This is a genomic window from Variovorax sp. CCNWLW235 (assembly GCF_037204085.1).
Taxonomy (GTDB): domain Bacteria; phylum Pseudomonadota; class Gammaproteobacteria; order Burkholderiales; family Burkholderiaceae_C; genus Variovorax.
In genome coordinates this window covers 44,944-66,604 of record NZ_JBBCBW010000010.1, presented here as the reverse complement: position 1 = coordinate 66,604, position 21,661 = coordinate 44,944, and the positions used below count along the sequence as shown (strand labels likewise).

The following is a 21,661-nucleotide window of genomic DNA, read 5'->3' as shown; positions in this document are numbered from 1 at the left end:
GGTAGCGCACCTGCTTCAGCGCATCGGCTGATCGATGGCGATCTCGCGCGAGACCGGGTCGAAGCGCAGCTTCACGGAGCGCCCCGGTGCGAAGTCGGCGAGCTTCACCGGGCTGATCGGGGCGACCAGCTCAGTCTCGAAGGCAGGCAATCCGCCCTCAGGCTGTACCTGCAGCTTGAGCCGCACGAGGATATAGATGCGCTCGACCCGCATGGCCGTGTCGTAGCTCTCGAGCACCATCGCCACCGCCGGCTGGCCCGTACGAAGCACTCGCTCGGCGCGGTCCGCACCCATTACTTGGCGGTTGACCGCACTCTGCAGATGCACCACGCGGAAGACATAGCGCTTGGCCAGCGTGGTCAGCACGAACGGCAGCAGCACGAAGACAGCGACGGAGACAATCAGGTACCAGTACTCGGTGAACCACATAGCGAAAAGATCCAACATGCGCCCCAGGCTCAGAGATAGACGGTGATGCCTCTGGGGTTCACCTTAATTTGCGACAAGTCGATTTTTGTCGCCTTGTTGTCCGTCGTGAAAAGCGTCTGGGTGGTGGTATAGAGGCCGATCGCACCGCTGGCGGAATACATGTCGAACTTGTTGATGGCGCCAGTGATCGAGTAGGCGTTGAAGCCGTAGTTCTGGGCGGCGACGCTGATCACCCTCCCGTTGATGAAGACGGCGACCCCGTTGATGCTCACGTTCATCCCGTTGAGCCCCATATTGAAGCCCTTGAAGGCAATGCCCCAGTCGGTGAACGTTACTTTTTTTGCCGACTTGTCCTCCACATGAGGTGCATCCAGGATGATCTTGGTCGGTGACTTGATCGTGATGTCCGCCGTGGTGCTTTCCAGGTTCATCGGGCCGTCCGTCGTGGCTTTCAACGACGTGTTCGCATGCACCTTTTGCGCTCCCTTGACGAGATAGTCCTCGTCGCCGTCGACCGTCACCTTCTTTCCCTTGGTTTCTTCGGTATACAGGCCGACCACCTTGGTGGTCTGCGGGCCATCGATGTCTTCCTTGAGCGACGTACCGATGATTCGCTCTTCACCGCTGTCTACCGTGTCCTTGCGCTTGCCGGTGACATGGATGGTCTGATTCCCGATGACATCGACCTGCTGGTTGCCGCCATCCACCTTGATGAACTGGTCGCCGCCGTTGACAGTGATCTTTTGCGGCGCGCCCTTGTTGACAGTCAGCGTGTGCGGCCCGTTGACCGTCTCGTCCAGGGAAGTGTTGGTGGTGTAGTTGTCCGCGCCTTCGATGGTCGTGGTTTTCTTGCCTGCGACCGTATCGGTTTCATCGGCTTCCACGTCGAGTTCGTAATTCTTCTCGGCGTGAATCCGCACCAGCTCGGAACCGGGCGCATCGTCCAGGATGAACTCGTTGGCATTCGCCGGCGTGCCGTCCTGGCTGCGGCTCACGAAGCCGCTCACCGTAACCTTCGCGGGCAACTCGAGCGGCGGCATCTGGTCCGAGTTGTAGACGCGGCCGATGATGATCGGGCGGTCAGGGTGGCCGCCGATGAAATCGACGATCACCTCCTGCCCCTTGCGCGGATGGTTCACGGCACCGTAGTTCGAGCCGGCCCATGCACTGGAAACGCGCACCCAGCAGGAGCTGTTCTCGTCGCTCTTGCCGTAGCGGTCCCAGCGAAACTGCACCTTCACGCGGCCGTATTGATCGACCCAATACTCCTGGCCGGCCTTGCCCACCACGGTGGCGGTCTGCGGCCCGTTGGTGCGGGTCATCGGCGTTACGCGCGGCGGACGGAACGGGTACGAGGTCGGCTGCACCGCAAAGCTGAAGCTGAAGTGGCTGTCGGCGGCGCCGCTCTCGTAGCCGCCTTCGCGCAATGCGTAGGCCACGGAGACGATCAGGTACTCGCGGTTGTCGTCCTGCCGCGGGCAGTTCTGCATCGTGAAGCGATAGCCCGGCGCCATGCCGCGCACGCTGCTGTGGCCGATGTCCCGCTCGGCTTGTGACTGCGCCTCTTCGAGCCTGATGCGCGAGTAATGCTCTCCCTGCTCAGCCTCGCTGAAGCCGCCGAGCCATTCGTAAATCTCGTAGGTGTCGTGCGGATTCCCGCGCGGCTGGCTGCGCATGCCCATCAGGTCGGCCTTCGACTTCTTGAAGTCGTAGTCGTCCACCACATAGGTGCCGGGGCGGATTTCCTCGGTGACCTGCCATTGGTCGATCACCTCCTGGAAAGGGTCCGGGTCCCGGTCGGCCGCAAGATAGCTGATCTTGGGATAGCCCGGCAGGGTTTCGTGCGCGCCGACGTCGTCCGCAAGCACCAGCGTGTGCTGGTTCTTCTCGTGCTTGAAGTAGTAGTAAATGCCCTCGTGCTCCATGAGCCGGCTGACAAAGGCGAAGTCGGTCTCCTGGTACTGCACGCAGTATTCCCACTGCCGGTAGCTTCCGCTGAGCTTCTTCTCGAACGCGAAGTTGTAGTCGGCAAACACCTCCTCGAGGATGTCGATGACCGACTTGTTCTGAAAAATCTTGCAGTCGCTGGTGCGCGTCAGGTACCAGAGCCAAGGCCGCACGGTGGCGCGGTACACCACATAGCGCGAAGTGCTGCTCTCCCTGCCCACCATGGTGAAGCGCACGATCTGCCCGTTGAGAAAACGCGGCTCGCCGACCGTCTGTATCTCAAGCGAGAGCGGCTTGCCCAGCACCGACTTCATGTCGAGCGACACGCTCGGGCTCAACAGATCCACCTCAAACTCGAACAGCTGCGACAGTCCCTCGGTGCCATGCATCGAGCGGAATATCAGCTGGTCTTCCGCCAGTGGCGTGTGGGCTTTGACGATTCGGGTGGCCATGGCTTACTCCCTTTCTTCGCTCAGCGTTCAGAAAATTCGTAGTGAAAGTCGTCGTTCGCCGCGCTCAGCCGCACCTCTGCAAGCTTGCGCGCGCTGACCGTTGCACCAATGACTTCTTCGCTCAGCCGCGGAAGAATGGTGTGCGTCAGGATGGCGTCGATCATCCGTCCGCCCGACTCGATGGCGGTGCAGCGGCGCGCCACCAGTTCGACGGCGCTGTCGTCGTAGTGCAGCGCAATGCCGTGGTTCGCATCGAGGCGAGCGGCAATGCGGTCGAGCTGAAGGCGGATGATGCGATGCAGCGCATCGGCGTGCAACGGGTAATAAGGCACCACAACCAGCCGTCCCAGCAGCGCCGGCGCAAACACCTTGAGCAGCGGTTCGCGCAGCGCGGCCGCCAGCGGCTCGGGGTCGGGGCGCAGGGTCGGGTCTTCGCACAGCTGCATGACCAGGTCGGTGCCGACGTTCGACGTCATGATGATCACGGTATTGCGAAAGTCGATGTGGCGGCCCTCGCCGTCTTCCATCCAGCCCTTGTCGAACACCTGGAAGAAGATCTCGTGCACGTCGGTGTGCGCCTTCTCGATCTCGTCGAGCAGCACCACGCTGTAGGGTCGGCGGCGCACGGCTTCGGTCAGCACGCCGCCTTCGCCGTAGCCGACGTAGCCAGGCGGCGCACCCTTGAGCGTGGAGACGGTGTGCGACTCCTGGAACTCGCTCATGTTGATGGTGACGAGGTTCTGCTCGCCACCGTAGAGCGCCTCTGAAAGCGCCAACGCGGTCTCGGTCTTGCCCACACCCGAAGGGCCGCACAGCAGGAACACGCCGACCGGCTTGTTCGGGTTGTCGAGCCGCGCACGCGCGGTGCGAATGCGGCGCGAAATGGTTTCGAGCGCATCGGGCTGCGCCACCACGCGGGCCGAGAGAATTTCGCCCAGGCGCAGCACCGACTGCGCGTCGTCGCGCACCATGCGGCCGATGGGGATGCCGGTCCAGTCGGCCACCACGGTGGCAATGGCCTGCGCATCGACTGCGGCCAGGATGAGCGGCGATTCGCCCTGCAGCTGCGCAAGCTTGTCTTGCGCCTGGTTGAGTTCGGCGCGAATCTCTTCGGGCGCTCGCTCGGGCTCGGACAGCGCGGCTTCGACCTGCGCCGAGGCGTCGACGTCGTCGCCCTCCACGTCTTCCGCCGCAGCCTCTTCTGCCTGCACGGGCACGGCAGCGGGCGACAGCTGCTTGCGCAACGCCACAATGCGCTCGACCAGCGTCGCTTCTTCCACGCGGCGCTTTTCCAGCAAGTCGAGTTCCGCCTGCGCGGCGGCCACCTCGCCCGCGATGTCGTCGACACGCTTCGCCTCGCCGACACCAATGGCGGCTTCGCGCTGCGCAATGCCCCGCTCGATGCCCAGCACCTCGATGCGGCGCTGCAGGTCTTCGATGGCGGCGGGCAGCGCATGCTGGCTCAGCGCCACGCGCGCACACGCCGTGTCGAGCAGGCTCACCGCCTTGTCGGGCAGCTGGCGTGCGGGAATGTAGCGGTGCGACAGGCTCACGGCCGCTTCGAGCGCGGCATCGAGGATGAGCACGCCGTGGTGCTTTTCGAGTTCGGCCGAAATGCCGCGCAGCATGACCACGGCCTTGGGCTCGGTGGGCTCGTGCACCTGGATGGTCTGAAAGCGCCGCGTGAGGGCCGGGTCTTTTTCGATGTACTTCTTGTACTCCGACCAGGTGGTGGCGCCGATGGTGCGCAGCCGCCCGCGCGCGAGCGCCGGCTTCAGCAGGTTGGCCGCGTCGCCGGTGCCGGCGGTGCCGCCCGCGCCGACGAGCGTGTGCACTTCGTCGACGAACAGCACGATGGGCTTGGGGCTCTTCTCGACTTCGTCGATCACCTGGCGCAGGCGTTGTTCGAACTCGCCCTTCACACCCGCGCCAGCCTGCAGCAACGTGGGGTCGAGCACCCACAGCGACACTTCCTTGAGCGACGGCGGCACATCGCCTGCCGCAAGCCGCGAAGCGAGTCCCTCGACGACGGCCGTCTTGCCCACGCCGGCCTCGCCGGTGAGCAGCGGGTTGTTCTGGCGCCGGCGCATGAGGATGTCGATGATCTGGCGGATCTCGTCGTCGCGCCCATAGACGGGATCGAGTTCGCCCGCGCGCGCCTTGGCCGTCAGGTCGCTTGCGTACTTGGCCAGCGCGGAGCCGCCGGCCGCCGCACCGTCGCCCTGGTGAGCCGCCGCAGGGGCCCCGTGGCCGCCGCCCTGCCCTTGCGGTGCGGCGTCGAAATCATCTTCGGGCGAACCTTCGGTCCACGCGGGGAGTTGGGCGACGAGCACGTCGGGCACGATCTTGTCGAACTCGCGCGAGATGCCCGAAAGCACCTGCCGCAGACCCGGCGTCTTCACGATGCCCGCGAGCAGATAGGCACCGCGGATCGACGTGGCCTCGAAGCGCAGGCTGGCATACACCCAGGCACGCTCCACCGCGTTGTCGACGTGCTCGGAAATGTCGCTGATCGACGTGGCGCCGTGCGGCAGGCGGTCGAGCGCGCGCACCAGGTCTTGCTCTACCGCATCGATGTTGAGGCCTGCGCGCTTGACGATGCGCAGCAGGTCACTGTCCTGCAGTTGCAATATCTGGTGCAGCCAATGCACCAGCTCCACATAGGCGTTGCCGCGCAGCTTGGCAAACGCCGTGGCGGTCTCCAATGCCTTGTAGAGCATCGGGTTCAGTTTGGAAAAAAGAGAGACGCGGCGAATATCGGTCATAAGGCCATGGAAGAAACTTCAGCCGCCACGGAAGCTGCCGATGCGGAACGGGAAAACAATGCTTCGGGCTGGAACACCATGTCGCCTGCATCGGTGTCAGAGAGGCGCGTGCCGAGCCAGCTGCCCCAGCCGAGCCGCTGCCCGCCGCTCAGTTGCATGCCGCGGGCTTCCTCTTTCTTGAGCACCAGCCGCAGCTCCCAGGCAAACTCGATGCCAACGTACTGGCGCACCCAGTCGACCACCTGCTGCAGCCGCTTGCTGCCTGGCAAGAACTGGCGGAATTCGTCTTGCGAGAGCGGGCCCAGCTCCAGGCGAAATTTGCTTTGCGCATCGCGCACCGCCAGGCCGATGGTCGCGCCGCCGCCCAGCTGGTGGTTGCGCCCGAAGAGGCCGAGCCGGCTCACCTGCCGGTCGTCGATCATCACCCAGCCGCTCACGAATTCGTCGACGCGCACAGGCACGCCGAAGTACAGCTTGAGTATCTGGATCAGCCCTTCGGGGTTGCGCGTCTGCCGCACCAGATGCCCGGCCATGAAAGTGCGCGCATGGTCGGCAATGCGGTCGCGCTCCTTGAGGCCCGGCTGCCCCATGTTCATGAGGCTGGCCACGTAGTCGACAAAGCGGTGGCCGTCGGGGCGGTCGAGGCTGTTGACCGACTGCGCATCGGCCCAGGCGCGGTAGAACAGCAGGATCAGCCGGTGATGGAACAGGTCGGCAAAGGCGCTGAGCGTGTTGTCGCTGTGATGGCGCTTGCGCTCGCGTGCGTACTCGGTCAGGTGCAGCGGCAGCGGCCCGTTGGGGCCGAACAGTCCGAAGCCGTAGATCGAGATGCGCGGCGGGCCGTCGCCGTCCACATCCACGCCGGAGACGTTCGACGGCGCGAACGCCATCGAGGGCTCCTGCCCCAGGCGCAGCGGCTCGTCGAGCGGGCGCGGCGCGCGGCCCAGCAAAGGATGGCCGCCTTGTGCATCGAGCCGGCGCAGCAGCATGAAGAGGTCATGCTCGAAAGGCTGGTCGACGAGGCCGGCCCACAAGACCGGATCGGCCTCTGGCGCGCCGCGCCGCGCAGGCTGAGCAACCGCAGTTGGCTCATCGGGCACGGTCGACGGTGCCGCCGAAGCATTGGTGGCGTGCAGCGCACTCATACGGCGGGGCGGCGTCCGATGCGGGGCGCCCATCGCGCGATTTCTCCGCGCTGCAGGCTGGAGAGCGCGAACTCGGTGAACGCGTTGAGCGACACATGCCGGCTGAAGAACTGCTCCAGCACAGCGCCGAAAAGATAGGGGCTCGAACCCGAGAAGGCGACCTCGTCGATCTTCAGCGCCACCTCCACGCCGCGGCCGAAGACAATCGGGCCCGGCTCGGGCAACCGGCGGAACACGGGCGCCAGCGCCATCGAGCGCACGCCCTGGATCTGCCGGCGCACCGCGGGGTCGGCCAGGTTGCCGTACAGGTCGAGCATCTCGCGCAGCGCGGCCGCGCCCTGGTTGGCATCGACGTCGGTCAGGCTCAGGTAGTTGAGGCCCAGGTGGCTGATGAGGCGCCAGGTGAGCGCGCCTTCCGCCAATGCGGGATACGGCCGCGACGGGCCGCGCAATATGCGCACCGCGCGCACCGGCGCCGATACGCGCAGGGTGAAATCGGACTCGAGCCCCGTGGGCAGCAGCAGCGGCAGGTCGCGGTTGGTGCACAGCGCATCGATGGTGATGTGCCGCAGGCTGTGTGGAAAGGGCGCGTCGTGCTGGTCGACCAGCGACACATACACCTCGCTGCCGGTGTAGCTGGTGCGGGTGCCTTGTGCGCGGGCGCGGTCGGACACCAGGCGCGGCTCGCGGCGCAGCGAAAAGTAAGAACCGAAGTCGCCGTCGTCGGCCGCGAAGGAGCCTAGGAACGGCCTGAACTCCCGCTCCTCGGAGCCGTTGCTCATGTGGCCCGTGACGCGCTCGACGGTAAATATCTCGAAGTCGCGCGGCCGGGTGCGGTCGATCACCGCATGGTGCTCATGCTGCCCCGGCCCGACCGGAATGCGGTCGCTGCGGCGCGGCACCAGGTTGATGATGGGCGTGCAGAAGAGCGAGAAGTGCCGCGCATCGACAACCCGTTCCAGGTCGCTGTCGGCGCGGTCAAGCAGGATGACGATTTCCATCGTGCCGCCGCTCATGGCGGCGGCCGCGGCGCGCAGGTTCTTCACGCTGAAGAACAGGTAGCGATCGGGGAAGGCGAAGTACTCGTGCAGCAGCCGGTAGCCCTGGAACGAGCGCGCGTCGTAGGGCAACAGCGACTGGTCGGGGTCGAAGCCTTCGTGGCGAATGGCCTCGTCGCCCAGCGGCACGATGCGCGCGGTGCTGCCCGGGCCGCTGCGGCACACGGCGCCCACGCTGTGGTGCACCGCCAGCTCGAGCACGCGCAGCGCATGCAGCTCGGCGCCTGAAAGAAAAAACTCGAGCCGGTCGAGCGGCATTTCGGCAAACCGGGCGCCGCCCACCGCTTCGAGCTTGATGGTGATGGCGCTCTTGGCCTGGCGCGCAACCACTGGCATGGCGTGCGCAATTTCCGCCGGCACGGGGCCGATGCCCGCCTCGGCAATCTTGATGGGCCACAGCGTGACAGCATGGCCGGTGCGAAATTCGCAGGCCGTCTGCTCGCCCTTGATCATGCGGCCGCGCAGGATGGTGTGGCGCGGCAGCTCGTACCCGGCCTTCAGCGAGCCTTCGTTGAGATTGCCGTCGATCTGCACCACGCCCATGGCGGGCAGCGGCGCAAGAAAGTTCGGGTACACCACCTCCAGCAGCCGCTGCGAGAAGCGCGGAAACTCCGCATCCATCTTGAGCTGGATACGCGCCGTGAGAAAACTGAAGCCTTCGAGCAGCCGCTCCACATAGGGATCGCTGACCTCGATGCCGCGCATGCCCAGCCGCCCGGCAATCTTCGGATACCGCTGCGCGAACTCGGCGCCGAGCTCGTGCATGTAGGTGAGCTCGCGGTTGTAGTAATCGAGCAGCCGCGCGTCCATCAGAGCCCTCCCGTCGGGCGCAAGATCATGTGGCCGCTTTCGAGGTCGAGCTCGGAGCGCAGGATGAATTCAATGGGGTAAGGCACCGACCACAGCGTGCCGCGGATCTCGAGCGCGAGCAGGTTGTGGTGCTCCAGGTCGGTGGAGTCGGTCACGCAGCGCACGTCGATGCTGTCTTTCATGATGCGTGGCTCGAAGTCGATGATGGCCGCGCGAATGGCGGCCTCGACGTCGGCAAAGTCGACTTCCGACATGCGCCCGCCGGCCCAGCCGCGCACGCCGTAGTTCACGACCGAGCGCCGCGCGCGCGGCATGGCGTTGATGTTGTGGTCAGCGCCGAAGTTGGTGGTGTTGAGCAGCCACTGCAAGTCGCGCAGCACCGAATCGCGCAGCAGCTTGCCGCTCATCAGGAACGCGCCCGCGCGCTCCTGGCGGGTCTGCGGCTGCTTGTCGGTCAGGCGGTCGAGCAGCACCGGCTGCAAGCGGTCGCGTGCAACGCTTTCTTGCTGGTGGTCGCCATCGGCCTCCATGGGCGAGCGGCTGGCTGGCAAAAGGGCACTCACTGGGCAACGCTCTCCGCTGCGGCAAACTCGACAAGGCGAATGTCGAGCAGCGAATGATCGCCGGCTTCGCTGATCAGCGTGCGCTGGCCCACGCCGGCGTATTGCTCTTCACCGGCCAGCGGCAGCCAGTCGGTGCGGCGGCCCAGTGCCGCTTCGTCTTCCAGCGCGTCGAGCGCGCCGGGGTAGCGCACCGGCACTAGGCCGTTGAGCCCGCGGCCGTCGTGCAGCACGATTTCGGCCGGCGCCCACAGCAGGTCGACCAGATGCTGCGGACGCGAAAACTTGAGGCGCCGCACCGCCGGCAGCGGCAGCCATGCATAGCCCGAAGGCGTGAGCAGTTCGAGCACGGCGCCAATGCGCACGTCGCCGTCGCAAAGCCATGCGAACTCGATGCTTTGCACCGGCTCGCCGTCAATGGCCTGCGCGGCGCGTGAATCGGACCGGTCGACACAGCTCAGGGTGCCCTGCAAGGCGGGCGCCGCCTGACGCGCAGCCTCGCGCAGGTCGGCCGCTTGCGCGGCCTGCTCGGGCGGCAGCGCCGCGGCGGCAATCAGCCCCGCGACCCAGTCTGCATCGCCGGCAATGACGGCCGGCGCACGGCCGCCGTTCCAGAATTCTGTTCGGTGGCGCTCGGCTGCCAGGGCCATCGCACAGGTGGCGCTGGCAGGAGCAAAAGAAGGATCGATCTTCGCGGCGAGCTTGAGCTGGTCTTCAGCCCGCTGCCATTCGCCGCGCAACGCAAGAAAGTGGCCGAGGGCAAGCCGCAGGCTGGCGTTCTGGGGCTGCGCGCGGATCTGCCGCTGTACCCATTCGGTGTGCTCGGCCACGGAGCGCTCGCCCAGCACTGCAAACCCATCGCCCATGAAACTTCCTCATTGACTCGCATGCGGCCGCAGGCCGCCGGTGAATATCTGCGGGTGACCGGAGCCCCGCGGCACGCCGCCATGCGGCGCGCGCGGAGTCGGTCAGGCAAGAACGGGAATCAGGCTTCCCGGTTTTCCTTGATGTTCCAGGCCAGAACGGTTTCGGCGCCCTTGCCGCCCTTGTCCGTCTGTTCCCAGTACTGCTGCTTCACCTTGGCGGCCTGGAAGGCAAATTGCACCAGCACCGCATCGCTGCCCTGCTCGGCCGTGTACTGCACCGAGGTCACCAGCACTTCTTCGAGCGTGACGCGGGTGTATTCGATCTGCGAGCCACCGGCCTTGCACACCGACACTTCGACCTTGCTCAGGTGCTTGCCGCTTGCGCAGTTCTTCATGACGGACGGGGCCGCCTTGTCGATGCGCGCAAGAACCTGCAGGTCGTTGAAGCTTGCCTTGCCCACACCGCCGCCACCGCCGCTGACCATGTTTCCAGGCTGCGTCGCTCCCCATGCAAACGACTTGATATCCGTCCAGTCCTTATGGTTCGAGTCCTTGGATTCGCCGTTTGCGCCCTCGACGCGCATGAACATGTCTACTGCCATGATTAACCCCCAAAGTTATATTTGCCCGATTTCGGGACACCGTTGAACTAGCTGCTGTCCTTCTTGTTGGATGGCAGCTTCGAAACCAGCCGCAACGACACCGTCAGCCCTTCAAGCTGATAGTGCGGCCGGAGAAAAAACTTGGCGGCGTAGTAGCCCGGGTTGTCCTCGATGGCTTCCACCTGGACTTCGGCCGCCGCCAGCGGCTTCATTGCCTTCGTGTCCTGCGACGACGTGCCTGGGCTGCCGTCCACGTAGTTCATGATCCAGTCGTTGAGCCAGCGCTCCATGTCCTCGCGCTCGCGGAACGAACCGATCTTGTCGCGCACGATGCACTTCAGGTAGTGCGCAAAGCGGCAGCATGCAAACAGGTACGGCAGGCGCGCCGCCAGGTTGGCGTTGGCCGTGGCATCGGCGTCGTAGTACTCGGCCGGCTGCTGCAGCGACTGCGCGCCGATGAAGGCCGCAAAGTCGGAGTTCTTGCGGTGCACCAGCGGCATGAAGCCGTTCTTGGCCAGCTCGGCCTCGCGCCGGTCGCTGATGGCGATCTCGGTCGGGCACTTCATGTCCACGCCGCCGTCATCCGTCGGGAAGGTGTGGGTGGGCAGGTTCTCGACCGCGCCGCCCGATTCCACGCCGCGGATCGACGTGCACCAGCCGAACTGCTTGAACGACCGGTTGATGTTCACGCCCATTGCATAGGCCGAGTTGGCCCATGTGTAGCGGTTGTGCAGCGCCGAATCGGTTTCTTCTTCGAACTCGAACTCGTCCACCGGATTGGTGCGCGCACCGTACGGCAGGCGCGCAAGAAAGCGCGGCATGGCCAGGCCGATGTAGCGCGCGTCTTCCGATTCGCGCAGCGACCGCCATGCGGTGTGCTCGGTGTTCTGGAAGATCTTGGTCAGGTCGCGCGGGTTGGAAAGCTCTTGCCACGAGTCCATCTGCATCACCGTGGGCGATGCGCCCGCAATGAAGGGGCAGTGCGCGGCCGCGGCAATCTTGGCCATTTCGCCGAGCATCTCCACGTCGGGCGGGCTGTGGTCGAAGTGAAAGTCGCCGATAAGCGCGCCGAACGGCTCGCCGCCGAACTGGCCGTATTCGGCCTCGTAGATCTTCTTGAACAGCGGGCTCTGGTCCCAACCGATGCCCTTGTGGCGCTTGAGCGAGCGCGCCACTTCGCGCTTGGAAGCGCACATCACGCGGATCTTGAGCTGCTCGTCGGTCTCGGTGTTGTTGACCAGGTAGTGCAGGCCGCGCCATGCACCTTCGAGCTGCTGGAAGTCTTCGTGATGAAGGATCTGGTTGATCTGCTCGGAGAGCTTGCGGTCGATCTCGGTGATGATCGCCTGCACGGTGCGGTAGGCGTCGTTCGAGATGGTGACGGTGCTTTCGAGCGCCTGTACCGCCAGCGTCTTGACGGCGCTTTGCACCGCGTCGCGGGCCTGGTCGGTCTTGGGCTTGAACTCTCGCTGCAGCAGGTCGGAGAACTCGTTGGGCTCGAGCGCTTCGATGGTGGCGGCTTGTGCGCGCGCTGTCTGTTTGGGTGCGGTGCTCATGATGGACGTCCTGTCGGCTTGCTCTGCTTATTCGGAAGAGGTGCCGGGGCCGCCCGACTTCTCGTTTGCCGCTTCCACCGCCTTGGCAACGGCGGGATTGGGCGCGGACGCGAGCGACTTGAGCAGCTCCGGGTTCTGCAGCGCCTGGGCAATCAGCTGCTCGGCGCCGTTCTTGCCGTCCATGTAGGACAGCAGGTTGGAAAGCTCGGTGCGCGCCTCGAGCAGGTGCTGCAGCGCGCCCACCTGGCGTGCAATGCGCGCGGGCGAAAAGTCGTCCATGCTGTCGAAGGTGATGTCGACGTTCATCTGCCCTTCGCCCGTGAGCGTGTTGGGCACCTGGAACGCCACGCGCGGCTTGATGGCCTTCATGCGGTCGTCGAAGTTGTCGATGTCCACGGCCATGAAGTCACGCTCCGCCAGGTCGGGCATCGGATCGACCTGCTTGCCCGCGAGATCGGCGATGACGCCCATCACAAAGGGCAACTGGATCTTGCGTTCGCTGCCGTAGATCTCGACGTCGTACTCGATCTGCACGCGCGGCGCGCGGTTGCGCGCAATGAACTTCTGACCACTGTTTCTGACACGGTTGTCTGCCATAAGCTTCCTCTTGAATCTCTATGCGTGTGGGTCGGAGTTGCCTCTGACTGATCTGACCTTGCGTTCTCGCGCTGCTTGCCGCCCTGCCACTTGTTCGCCGGCACTTCTATTCGGTGCCGGTACTCAGCGAGCGCCCCGCCAGGCTTTCAATCTTCTGCAAGCCCTCGGGTACGAGTTCTTCGATGATCTGGAAGAAGTTGAGGTCCAGCAGTCTTTGCGCTCTTCGGATGAGCATGGGTGCCGGATGGCTGGGTTCGGTGCGCTCCATGTATTGGCACGCCTTTTCCAGCAACAGCTGCACATCATCACGATTCGATATTTCAATATCTTTAATGCCCGCTACGCGCTGGCCGCTCGCACCATTGGCAGCACTGGCAGAGCCTTGTCCCGGCGAGGCCGATGGCGCGGCCTCACTGCCTTGCGCAACTTCAGATGCTTCGGCCAGTGCCTGCTGGGCCTGCTCTGGCAGCAGCTGCACCACAGTGCGAAGAGAACGTTCGAGCCTGGAAAAATCGGGCGCCCAGCTTTGGCCCAAGGCCCGCTCCGAGGTCTCGCGAATTCGCTGCAACAGCTCCAGGGCCGCATGCAATGCCAGCACCGGCGGCGCCGCTTTTTCTTGCGCACGACGCGCCACTTCGCGCAGCCGGCCGATGCCGCCCGGATAGTCGATCTGGTCGGCCTTGCTCGAGTCGAGCAGCGCCTCGACCTGCCGCAAGCTCATCGAAACGCCGGCGTCTTCGAGCAGGCGCGCATCGCGCACGCTGCGTCCCAATCCCTCGGCTTCGGCCAGTGCGGCCAACGCATTCATGCGCGGCAGCGGGTCTTCGAAACCTTCATCGACCACGCGCGGATGCACGTCGTCCCAAAACTTTTGCAACACGCCATCGACCACGCGCAGGCCGTCGACATAGCCGGGCAGCCCCCGGCTCTCGGTCCACGCCAGCGTGAGCGGAACCAGCACGCGCAAGTCGATCGTGCGCTGGCACAGTTGCTTTGCAATGCGTTCGACGCGAGCCCAGTCGGGCGGCTCGGCCGGAATGATGGTCGAGCCGAACTGCTGCTCCCGCTTCCCGGTCGTTGCTTGCTGCAACGCCATGAAGTCGGGGTCGTATTCGAGGTCTTCGCCGCACGGAAGCGGGCCTTCAACAGGCGACTGCAGTAGTTCGATCTCGCTTGGCGGCAACGCCATCTCCCTTTTATTAACAACCATCAACAATGGTTATCTTGAGGGGAACGCGAAGCGCGGTCAACAGCAACACATTGCTACGTGCTGCCTATGAATTACAAAGGAGTACAACTCCTTTTAAAGCGTAGAAAGAACGATTACAGCAATCCGCGCCCACCAAGATTGCGCATCAACGCGCTTAACCCAAAAGTCCACCGTGGCGCCTGGTCCGAATGAACCACGCGATTCACGAGGGCGCCGAGTTCCGGCGCGGCGATGCGGACGCGATCGCCGACGACATGGGTGAATCCTTGCCCAGGACCATGACGGTCTTGTGTCGGCGCGAACATCGTGCCGAGAAACAACATGAGCCCGTCGGGGTAGTCGTGGTGCACGCCAATGGCTTGCGACACCAGGTCGAGCGGATCGCGGCTGATCTTCGAGAGCGAGCTAGAGCCTTCGAGCTTGAAGCCTTCGGGGCCGGTGACTTCGAGTGCGACCGTGATGCGGCGCACGTCGTCGATGCCGAAGTGCGCATCGAACAAGCGAATGAACGGACCGATCGCGCAGGACGCGTTGTTGTCCTTCGCCTTGCCGAGCAGCAGCGCGCTGCGGCCTTCGAAGTCGCGCAGGTTAACGTCGTTGCCAAGCGCAGCGCCCAGCGTTTGGCCGCGGCTGTTCACGGCAAGCACGACTTCGGGCTCGGGGTTGTTCCACACCGAAGCCGCATGAATGCCGATGTCGGCGCCGGTGCCCACCGAAGAGAGCACCGGGGCCTTTGTGAAGATCTCCGCGTCGGGGCCAATGCCCACTTCGAGGTACTGCGACCATGCGCCCTGCGCAAGCAGCACCTCTTTCACCTTTGCGGCCTCGGCGGAGCCCGGCACGATGCCCGCGAGGTTGTCGCCGAGCACACCGCCCAGCGCGGCGCGCGTGGCCTCGGCACGCGATGCATCGCCGCGCGCCTGCTCTTCGATCACGCGCTCGAGCAGGCTTTCGACGAAGGTCACGCCGCTGGCCTTGATGGCCTGCAGGTCGCAAGGCGCAATCAGCCAGGGCTTGGATTCGTCGCGCGCCGTTGCGTCGCTGTTGGCAATGGCCTCGTCCAGCGAGGCGATGCGCGGCGCCTGGCCGCCCTGCAGCGCACGCCGCACCGCATCGGAAGGCGATTCCTTCGCTTCGAGCAGGTCGCTCATCGTGGGCGCGAGTCGGGAAAGGTCGTGCAGCCCGCCCTCATGGACGGCCACCAGCACCGGCCCGACGCCGGGCTGCCATAGACGGCCGACAAGCGTGGCACGCGCGGCGTCTTGCGGGAGGCTCGAGGAGGTGTCGAGGTTCAATGGCATGGGAGTTGTCTCTCTTGGGTTTGTCGGTAGATGGGTGATCGTAGCGCCATGCTTTGATGCAAGAATGCGGCCCGTCAGGCGCCGGGCGCCGGTCCGTTCCGGACGTGCGTTGCGGTCGTCGCGCGCGCTCCTGACAGAGAAGGACGCGGCGGCCGTGCGCTCGCTGACCCGCGCTGCCTATGCAAAGTGGGTTCCACAAGGCGGCGGGAAGATTGACTACAACCCTGGTTGTCTTGGCGCTTTCTGCAGCAGTTCCGAAAGCTGCGCCTTCCACCACGTCGCCTGGCCCGTGGTTCCGTGCCCGGTGGTCCGGTCGCTGGCCGGAATCAGGTAGTAGCGGCCATTTTTCACGCGCTTCATTTCGCGTTCCATGATGCCGGTCTCAGGCGGGTTGCGTTCATCATCGGCTGCGTTGATGGCGAGCACGGCCGCCTGAATGCGCTCCAGCCCGGGCGACGGGTTGTAGTCGGCGGACGCTTCCCATTGGTAGAGGATGTCGTTCGCATCCGCGGCAAAGGGGGCATTCAGGCGCGTCTCCAGCAGCTTGTCGGCCTGGGCACGCGTCGGCGCGGCCTTGTACATCGCCAGGTTGCCGCCGTTGGTGGCCGTGGCGAAGAACACGGAGGCAAGCTGGGCGCTGCGAGGCTGGGCGGTGTAGTTGCCGTTGTTCCATTCCGGATCCCTGCGGATGGACTCGGTCAGCAGCCGGCGCATCATCCAGTTGCGGCTGGACATCTCGGTGGGCTGGCACGCCATCGGCACCAGCGCGTCCATGGCGTTGGGGTACTTCACGCCCCACGTCCACGCGTGCATGCCTCCCATGGAATTGCCGACGATCGCCCGCAGGTGCTTGACGCCGAGGTGCTCGGTCACGAGCCGGTACTGCGCGTCCACCATGTCGTCGTAGTTGTAGCGGGGAAAGCTGGCGCGCAAGCCATCGGAGGGGCGAGCCGACTTGCCCGTTCCCAAACCGTCGGGAATGATGATGTAGTAGCGGGTGGCATCCAGCGGCTGGCCCACGCCGAAAAGCTCGCCGGCAAATGCAGGCGTCAGCATGCTTGCCGCCGAGCCGGCGGTTCCGTGCAGGATCAGCACCGGCTCGCCGCTGGGTGCGCCAATGGTGACGTAGTTCAGGCGCAGTTCCGGCATGACCTGGCCGGTGTGAAAGCGAAAGTCCTTCGCGATCCAGCTGCCCTCCTTGGGCGGCGGGTAGTCGGCGGCGCGGCTCGTCAAGGCAAGCATTGCCAGGCAGGAGTACAAGGCGGCCCGCAATGCGAACCGGTTGAAGTGCGGATTGGCGGGCATGTTTTGTCTCCTGTGGTTTGAGCGCAATTTACCGCGAAAGCCACATCCGCCGCGCCATGGAGGCGCCCGTCCTGGCCGCCCACCAGGGCGGATTCAGCCGACGGTGTACGGCGTCTCGGGCACCTGCATGTGGAAGCTCGCATTGAGCATGTTCCACGAACGAATGGCGCCGACCGCGAACGTAAGGTCTGCGATCTGCGCATCACTGAAGTGCCGCTTTACGGCCTCGAAGTCCGCGTCGCTGGGCGTGCGCTGCGGCACTGCGTTCACGGCCTCGGCCCAGTTGAGCGCGGCGCGCTCGCCTTCGCTGAAGAAGCGCTCCGCCTCGCGCCAACCCGCCACAGCGTTGACATGGCGCGGGTCCATGCCCTGCTTGACCAGATCGGCCCAGTGCATGTCGATGCAGAAAGCGCAGCCGTTGATCTGGCTGATGCGCAGGTTCACCAGTTCACGCAGGCGCTTGTCCAGCGTACTGCCGGCGGCGTGGGAAAACTGTGCGCCGGCGCGCGCGGCGGCGGGTGCGAGGGCGTGGTAGTCGAGTCGGGCTGAGGACATTTCGAGCTCCTTGTGGCTTAAGGGTTGAGGGAAACACCTCTTAGACGCGCAGGCACATCGTTTTGTGACAGGCAGCGGCAATCTTGACGCAGGTCAAGAGTTTTTCCTGCGATCGCCCGGACATTGCCCCTTCGGATCGATGGCATGCGAGTGCGGCGATTCGATGGCTTTCCACAACTACAGACTCCACAAAGAGACAAAGGAAAGGTTCTCCTCATGATCCCTCAGCCCAGGGATGGCACGCCTTCGCGCGCAGCCATCGCAACCACCCCCCGCGTGGCCGCCACGGCCACTACTACCCCCGCCACCACTACCGCCCCAAGCAGATCGTTGCGCTGGGTGCAGCTCGCGCTGGGCATCGTCTGCATGGCGATGATTGCCAACGTCCAGTACGGCTGGACCCTGTTCGTCGCCCCGATGGAAGCCAAGCATCACTGGGGGCTGGGCGCGATCCAGATTGCCTTCTCGATATTCGTCGTGGTGGAGACCTGGCTGGTGCCCGTCGAAGGCTGGCTCGTCGATCGCTTCGGTCCACGCCCGGTGGTCGCCAGCGGCGCCGTGCTCGCCGCGATGGGCTGGATTCTCAATGCCTATGCCGACGGGCTGACCATGCTCTATACGGCCGCCGTGATCTCCGGCGTTGGCGCCGGCTGCGTTTATGGCACCTGCGTCGGCAACGCGCTGAAGTGGTTCCCTGACAAGCGCGGCTTGGCCGCGGGCCTGACGGCGGCCGGGTTCGGCGCCGGCGCGGCGCTCACCGTGATCCCGATCGCGAACATGATCCAGAGCGCGGGCTACGAACACACCTTCGTGTACTTCGGCATCATCCAGGGAGGCTGCATCTTCGTGCTTGCGATGTTCATGGCAAAGCCCTGCGCGCCCAAGGGCGTGGCCGCGCAAGCACGCCTGGTCATGACCAAGGTCGACTACACGCCTGGGCAGATGATGAAGACGCCGGTCTTCTGGCTCACCTATCTGTTGTTCGTGCTGGTGGCCGCCGGTGGACTGATGGCAACGGCAGAGATCGGCCCCATTGCGAAAGACTTTCACATCGACAAGCTGCCCATGCACTTCCTCGGCATGTCGATGCCGCTGCTGACCATGACGCTTGCCATCGACAACCTGGCGAACGGCTTCACCCGGCCGCTGTGCGGCTTCGTCTCGGACAGGATCGGCCGGGAGAACACGATGCTGCTGGTCTTTGTCGGCGAAGGGTTGGCACTGCTCGGCTTGAAGATGTACGGCCATGAACCTGCGGCCTTCATGACCTTTGCGGCGCTCGTGTTCCTGTTCTGGGGCGAGATCTATTCGATCTTTCCGGCGCTGGTGGCCGACACCTTCGGCGGCAAGAACGCCGCGAGCAACGCCGGCACCATGTACACGGCCAAGGGCACCGCATCGCTGTTCGTACCGCTGGGCTCGTTACTCGCCGCCGGCGGCAACTGGGACCGCGTATTTCTGGTGGCCGCCGTCGTGTCGATCGGCGCAGGCATTGCCGCCAAGCTGCTCCTCGCGCCGATGCGCCGGAGGACGATCGAGGCGGGGAATGAGAGCCCGAGACGAAGGCGCTGAGAACCAGCGCGACGGATCAGCCGTGGTGCAGGTTAGGGCAGAACTTGCTTCGGAAGCGGCGTTGGAGTGAGAACGGCCACAAGCGGGCCTTCGCAGCAACTATGCTAGGCGGTCAAGAACAAGTCCCGCCCTGGCCACTGCCGCGAAATAACCCGACCATGCCCTCGACCGGAACCCTGCGCGGCATCACCGCGATGTTGTTGGCCTGCGCCTTTTTTGCCTGCATGGACGCGCTGCTCAAAAACCTGGCCGGACACTACCCGCCCGTGCAAGTGATGGCGCTGCGCGGACTCACGGCACTGCCCCTTGTGTGCCTGTACATCGCGTGGCGGCGCGAGGCAGCAGGCGTTTTCAGCCGTCGGCTGCGTTGGCGCCTGCACCTGCTGCGCACGGCGCTGAACATGACGATGCTTGTGCTCTTCGTCCATGGCCTGAAGTCCCTGGGCCTGGCAGAGGCCTACACACTCACTTTCATCGCGCCGCTGCTGATGGTGCTCATCGCCGTACCGATGCTGGGCGAGTCGGTCCAGCCGCGGCACTGGGTCGCCATCGGGCTGGGCTTCGTCGGTGTCGTGATCGCGCTGCGGCCCGAGCAGGGAGCCTTTCTCTCGGTGGGCGCCCTGGCGATCCTGGTGGCCGCGGTTTGCTACGCGCTGTCGAACATGCTGGGCCGACTCATCAGCCGCACTGAATCGAGCGCCGCCCTGGTCTTCTGGACCACCGCCGGCATGGCTGTGGGCGGTTGCCTGTTATCGGCCCCGCAATGGGTGCCCATACAAGCTCAACACACTTGGGTGCTGGCGGGTTTGGCCATCAGCGGCTTTCTGGGGCAACTGGCCATCGCCGAAGCCTTCCGCCACGGCCAGGCGGCTGCCATCGCCCCCTTCGAATACAGCGCCCTCGCCTGGGCGCTTCTGCTGGACTGGGTATTCTGGCAAGCCACGCCCGATGCATGGACGCTGGGTGGCGGCGCGTTGATCGTTGCGAGCGGACTGTGGCTGGCGCGAATCGAGGCGCCAGGAGCCGCGCAGCAAGAGCGGCAGACCGCCTGAGCCGCCGCCAAGTGCGCGTGCAAGGCCACATGCTTTTGCGGCAAACGCGAGGGCGTCAAGCAGCGGCGCCGAGCAGCGCATCCGCGACGTCGTCCGCGAACTGATAGCGCTTGTCTCCGATCAGGACGATGTCCGATCCGTTCGGGTCCGGCCGCGCAGGCGGCAGGCCATGTGCGCACAAGGCCCTTGCGCAGCCGACCCAGTCGCCGCCTTCGACCGGTTGGTTGAGCGACGCCCAGGACAGGCTGCCGCAAACGTTGTCGCCGAAGCCGTGCAGCGTCCGCCAATCGGCGCCGTGCTCCAGCAGGAAGTGCGTGAGCGCTGCATCACCACGAAAAACAGCGTGGTTGAGCGCTGATGCATCGATGTCGCCACCGCGGATCTCGATCGGCCAACCGCACCTCACCATCGCCTTGACGGCGGCGGCGCACCCCTGTGCAGCGAGTTCGGGGAGCAGGCGCAGCCGGGCATCGTCAAGGGCGTCGATCACGCCCGGGTGGGCCTGCTGAATTGCGCGAGCCGATTCCGCATCGCCGCGCGCGCAGGCAGCCACGAATGCTTCATCCGTTGCGAGCGGCTCACGGTCCGCGCCTGCACGCTCCAGGAGCGCGGCAACCTCGGCTTGCCCGAAGCGAAGCGCCAGTGTGCGGGCCGGAACGCCATCGGGTGTGCACGCGTCCGCCTTCGCGCCGGCCGCAAGCAGGGCTTGGACATGAGCAAGCGAGCGGCGACGGCGGATCGCCCACAGCAGCGGCGATCCCCAGTCGGATGTCGGCGGACCCAGCGGTGGCTCGTTGGGATCGCCACCGTGATCGAGCAGCAGCTGCAATACGCCGGCGTCGTCGAGATCGAGCGCGCGATACATCGCGTTCGAGCCGGTAATCCGCGCGCCGGCATCGAGCAGCAGCTTGGTACACGCGGGCGCTTCGAGTGAGTGATAAAGAGACTCGCCGTCGTTCGGATCCGCACCGGCCTCGAGCAGAAGTCGGGTCAGCTCCGGATCGAAAGCCTTGCCCGCGGCGCCGTAGAGCGCCGACAGCCGCTCGGTGGCCGAAGGCGCCTCGAGCGAAGCCGGGGGCCAACGGTTGCCGACGGACTGGTTGGGCGACGCGCCGGCGGCCAGCAGAAAACTCGCGCAATTGCGCAACCGCTCTCGAAAGCCCGGCCGGCTTGCCAACCCCGAATGAGTCACCGCCACCAGCGGAGGCAGGCGCAGCGGCCCACCCTCGCGGTGGACCCATGCGGGATCATGCAAGGTTGCGCGACGGAGGCCGGCCTCGTCCCCGATGGCACAAGCCAGATATGGATCGTCGCCGGGCAGCGCGGGGTTCTCGATGAGCAACCGTTCGGCCACAGCAGGCCGATGGGCGTTGTTGCCGCCAGCCACGTCGCCGGCATAGACCATGGATAGCCATCGGCGCACCGCCAGGCCCGGATCGTCGGCGAGCGCGCGGCGCGCATGCACGAAGAGCTGCAGGTCGACCCAAGAGGGAAAGCCATGCTCCCGCGCCAGGCACGACTGTGCGTCGTGCAGGCGCAAGGACATGGCGAGCAGGTCTTTGTTCTCCTTGCCGCGAGCCGCAGGCAGAGATTCGCGGAATCGCTGCATTGCCGCGGAATCTTCGCGGCGATAAAGGGAGAGCAATTCCTTGGCCTGCTTCTTCAGTTGGCCAATGTCGGGACGAGGGGGAACGCGCTTCATGGACACCTCCGTGCATCAGATGCCGATGACCCGCAGTGTCGGCTGCACAAAAGGCGTGGATGGGAGATGGAGGCAAGTGGGTTCAACCCTTCCCGCGGGCCCGGGCGCGTCTTGCACGCGGGGGAATCATAAAACATGCTGGGGCGGCGCGGACTTCTCGTGCCTGCTGCTGCAGCA

At 65.1% G+C, this 21,661-nt stretch carries 17 protein-coding genes; 2 read left to right on the top strand and 15 right to left on the bottom strand.

The genetic code is table 11. The features are described 5' to 3' along the window. Window positions 1-15: 15 nt before the first annotated feature. From V9L21_RS13660 to V9L21_RS13595, 14 genes are all read right to left on the bottom strand, one after another. Entirely contained in the window at window positions 16-429 is a 414-nt protein-coding gene (locus V9L21_RS13660) for a hypothetical protein (protein ID WP_337312652.1), read from the bottom strand. Window positions 430-458: 29 nt separating this feature from the next. Then, entirely contained in the window at window positions 459-2,828 is a 2,370-nt protein-coding gene (locus tag V9L21_RS13655; protein ID WP_337312650.1) for a type VI secretion system Vgr family protein, read from the bottom strand. 20 nt (window positions 2,829-2,848) lie between these two features. Next, on the bottom strand, window positions 2,849-5,593 hold the full coding sequence (gene tssH / locus V9L21_RS13650) for a type VI secretion system ATPase TssH (RefSeq protein WP_337312648.1): 2,745 nt from the start codon (window positions 5,591-5,593) through the stop codon (window positions 2,849-2,851). Further along, window positions 5,590-6,738, bottom strand: a complete 1,149-nt coding sequence (gene tssG / locus V9L21_RS13645; protein ID WP_337312646.1) for a type VI secretion system baseplate subunit TssG — start codon at window positions 6,736-6,738, stop codon at window positions 5,590-5,592. The genes tssH and tssG overlap by 4 nt, the downstream gene beginning before the upstream one ends. After that, window positions 6,735-8,606 (bottom strand): type VI secretion system baseplate subunit TssF, encoded by a 1,872-nt coding sequence (gene tssF, locus V9L21_RS13640; protein WP_337312643.1) that lies wholly within the window; start codon window positions 8,604-8,606, stop codon window positions 6,735-6,737. The genes tssG and tssF overlap by 4 nt, the downstream gene beginning before the upstream one ends. Then, window positions 8,606-9,136 (bottom strand): type VI secretion system baseplate subunit TssE, encoded by a 531-nt coding sequence (gene tssE / locus V9L21_RS13635; RefSeq protein ID WP_337312815.1) that lies wholly within the window; start codon window positions 9,134-9,136, stop codon window positions 8,606-8,608. Before tssE ends, tssF begins: the two co-directional genes overlap by 1 nt. Window positions 9,137-9,165: 29 nt before the next feature. Then, on the bottom strand, window positions 9,166-10,032 hold the full coding sequence (locus tag V9L21_RS13630) for a type VI secretion system accessory protein TagJ (protein ID WP_337312641.1): 867 nt from the start codon (window positions 10,030-10,032) through the stop codon (window positions 9,166-9,168). A 119-nt stretch (window positions 10,033-10,151) separates the two neighbouring features. Next, a complete protein-coding gene (locus V9L21_RS13625; protein WP_126746719.1) occupies window positions 10,152-10,634 on the bottom strand; it encodes an Hcp family type VI secretion system effector in 483 nt (160 codons plus the stop codon). Between the two features lie 47 nt (window positions 10,635-10,681). After that, window positions 10,682-12,190: a type VI secretion system contractile sheath large subunit gene (gene tssC, locus V9L21_RS13620; RefSeq protein WP_157611312.1), complete on the bottom strand. Its 1,509-nt coding sequence runs from the start codon at window positions 12,188-12,190 to the stop codon at window positions 10,682-10,684. 27 nt (window positions 12,191-12,217) lie between these two features. Beyond that, window positions 12,218-12,787 carry a type VI secretion system contractile sheath small subunit gene (gene tssB, locus V9L21_RS13615; RefSeq protein ID WP_126746717.1) on the bottom strand — a complete coding sequence of 190 codons (570 nt, stop codon included), beginning with the start codon at window positions 12,785-12,787 and terminating at the stop codon, window positions 12,218-12,220. 106 nt (window positions 12,788-12,893) lie between these two features. Next, on the bottom strand, window positions 12,894-13,976 hold the full coding sequence (gene tssA, locus V9L21_RS13610) for a type VI secretion system protein TssA (protein ID WP_337312637.1): 1,083 nt from the start codon (window positions 13,974-13,976) through the stop codon (window positions 12,894-12,896). Between the two features lie 134 nt (window positions 13,977-14,110). Further along, the gene (locus V9L21_RS13605; protein ID WP_337312635.1) at window positions 14,111-15,298 is read right to left on the bottom strand and encodes a fumarylacetoacetate hydrolase family protein; all 1,188 of its coding nucleotides are present in this window, start codon (window positions 15,296-15,298) and stop codon (window positions 14,111-14,113) included. Between the two features lie 216 nt (window positions 15,299-15,514). Continuing rightward, entirely contained in the window at window positions 15,515-16,603 is a 1,089-nt protein-coding gene (locus V9L21_RS13600; protein WP_337312633.1) for an alpha/beta fold hydrolase, read from the bottom strand. A gap of 93 nt (window positions 16,604-16,696) precedes the next feature. After that, window positions 16,697-17,158 carry a carboxymuconolactone decarboxylase family protein gene (locus V9L21_RS13595; protein ID WP_337312631.1) on the bottom strand — a complete coding sequence of 154 codons (462 nt, stop codon included), beginning with the start codon at window positions 17,156-17,158 and terminating at the stop codon, window positions 16,697-16,699. Window positions 17,159-17,374: 216 nt separating this feature from the next. Here V9L21_RS13595 and oxlT point away from each other — a divergent pair, with 216 nt between their 5' ends. Both oxlT and V9L21_RS13585 read left to right on the top strand, forming a co-directional pair. Then, window positions 17,375-18,730, top strand: coding sequence for an oxalate/formate MFS antiporter (gene oxlT, locus V9L21_RS13590; protein WP_337312629.1), 1,356 nt, complete (start codon window positions 17,375-17,377; stop codon window positions 18,728-18,730). Between the two features lie 158 nt (window positions 18,731-18,888). After that, window positions 18,889-19,782, top strand: coding sequence for a DMT family transporter (locus V9L21_RS13585; protein ID WP_337312627.1), 894 nt, complete (start codon window positions 18,889-18,891; stop codon window positions 19,780-19,782). 55 nt (window positions 19,783-19,837) lie between these two features. Here the strand turns inward: V9L21_RS13585 and V9L21_RS13580 are convergent, their stop codons facing one another. Continuing rightward, the gene (locus V9L21_RS13580; RefSeq protein WP_337312625.1) at window positions 19,838-21,484 is read right to left on the bottom strand and encodes an ankyrin repeat domain-containing protein; all 1,647 of its coding nucleotides are present in this window, start codon (window positions 21,482-21,484) and stop codon (window positions 19,838-19,840) included. Between the last annotated feature and the right edge of the window lie 177 nt (window positions 21,485-21,661).

Coding starts and splice junctions, on each gene's coding strand:
- V9L21_RS13660 (WP_337312652.1), bottom strand. CDS start 429: ATGTGGTTCACCGAGTACTGGTACCTGATTGTCTCCGTCGCTGTCTTC.
- V9L21_RS13655 (WP_337312650.1), bottom strand. CDS start 2,828: ATGGCCACCCGAATCGTCAAAGCCCACACGCCACTGGCGGAAGACCAG.
- tssH (WP_337312648.1), bottom strand. CDS start 5,593: ATGACCGATATTCGCCGCGTCTCTCTTTTTTCCAAACTGAACCCGATG.
- tssG (WP_337312646.1), bottom strand. CDS start 6,738: ATGAGTGCGCTGCACGCCACCAATGCTTCGGCGGCACCGTCGACCGTG.
- tssF (WP_337312643.1), bottom strand. CDS start 8,606: ATGGACGCGCGGCTGCTCGATTACTACAACCGCGAGCTCACCTACATG.
- tssE (WP_337312815.1), bottom strand. CDS start 9,136: ATGGAGGCCGATGGCGACCACCAGCAAGAAAGCGTTGCACGCGACCGC.
- V9L21_RS13630 (WP_337312641.1), bottom strand. CDS start 10,032: ATGGGCGATGGGTTTGCAGTGCTGGGCGAGCGCTCCGTGGCCGAGCAC.
- V9L21_RS13625 (WP_126746719.1), bottom strand. CDS start 10,634: ATGGCAGTAGACATGTTCATGCGCGTCGAGGGCGCAAACGGCGAATCC.
- tssC (WP_157611312.1), bottom strand. CDS start 12,190: ATGAGCACCGCACCCAAACAGACAGCGCGCGCACAAGCCGCCACCATC.
- tssB (WP_126746717.1), bottom strand. CDS start 12,787: ATGGCAGACAACCGTGTCAGAAACAGTGGTCAGAAGTTCATTGCGCGC.
- tssA (WP_337312637.1), bottom strand. CDS start 13,976: ATGGCGTTGCCGCCAAGCGAGATCGAACTACTGCAGTCGCCTGTTGAA.
- V9L21_RS13605 (WP_337312635.1), bottom strand. CDS start 15,298: ATGCCATTGAACCTCGACACCTCCTCGAGCCTCCCGCAAGACGCCGCG.
- V9L21_RS13600 (WP_337312633.1), bottom strand. CDS start 16,603: ATGCCCGCCAATCCGCACTTCAACCGGTTCGCATTGCGGGCCGCCTTG.
- V9L21_RS13595 (WP_337312631.1), bottom strand. CDS start 17,158: ATGTCCTCAGCCCGACTCGACTACCACGCCCTCGCACCCGCCGCCGCG.
- oxlT (WP_337312629.1), top strand. CDS start 17,375: ATGATCCCTCAGCCCAGGGATGGCACGCCTTCGCGCGCAGCCATCGCA.
- V9L21_RS13585 (WP_337312627.1), top strand. CDS start 18,889: ATGCCCTCGACCGGAACCCTGCGCGGCATCACCGCGATGTTGTTGGCC.
- V9L21_RS13580 (WP_337312625.1), bottom strand. CDS start 21,484: ATGAAGCGCGTTCCCCCTCGTCCCGACATTGGCCAACTGAAGAAGCAG.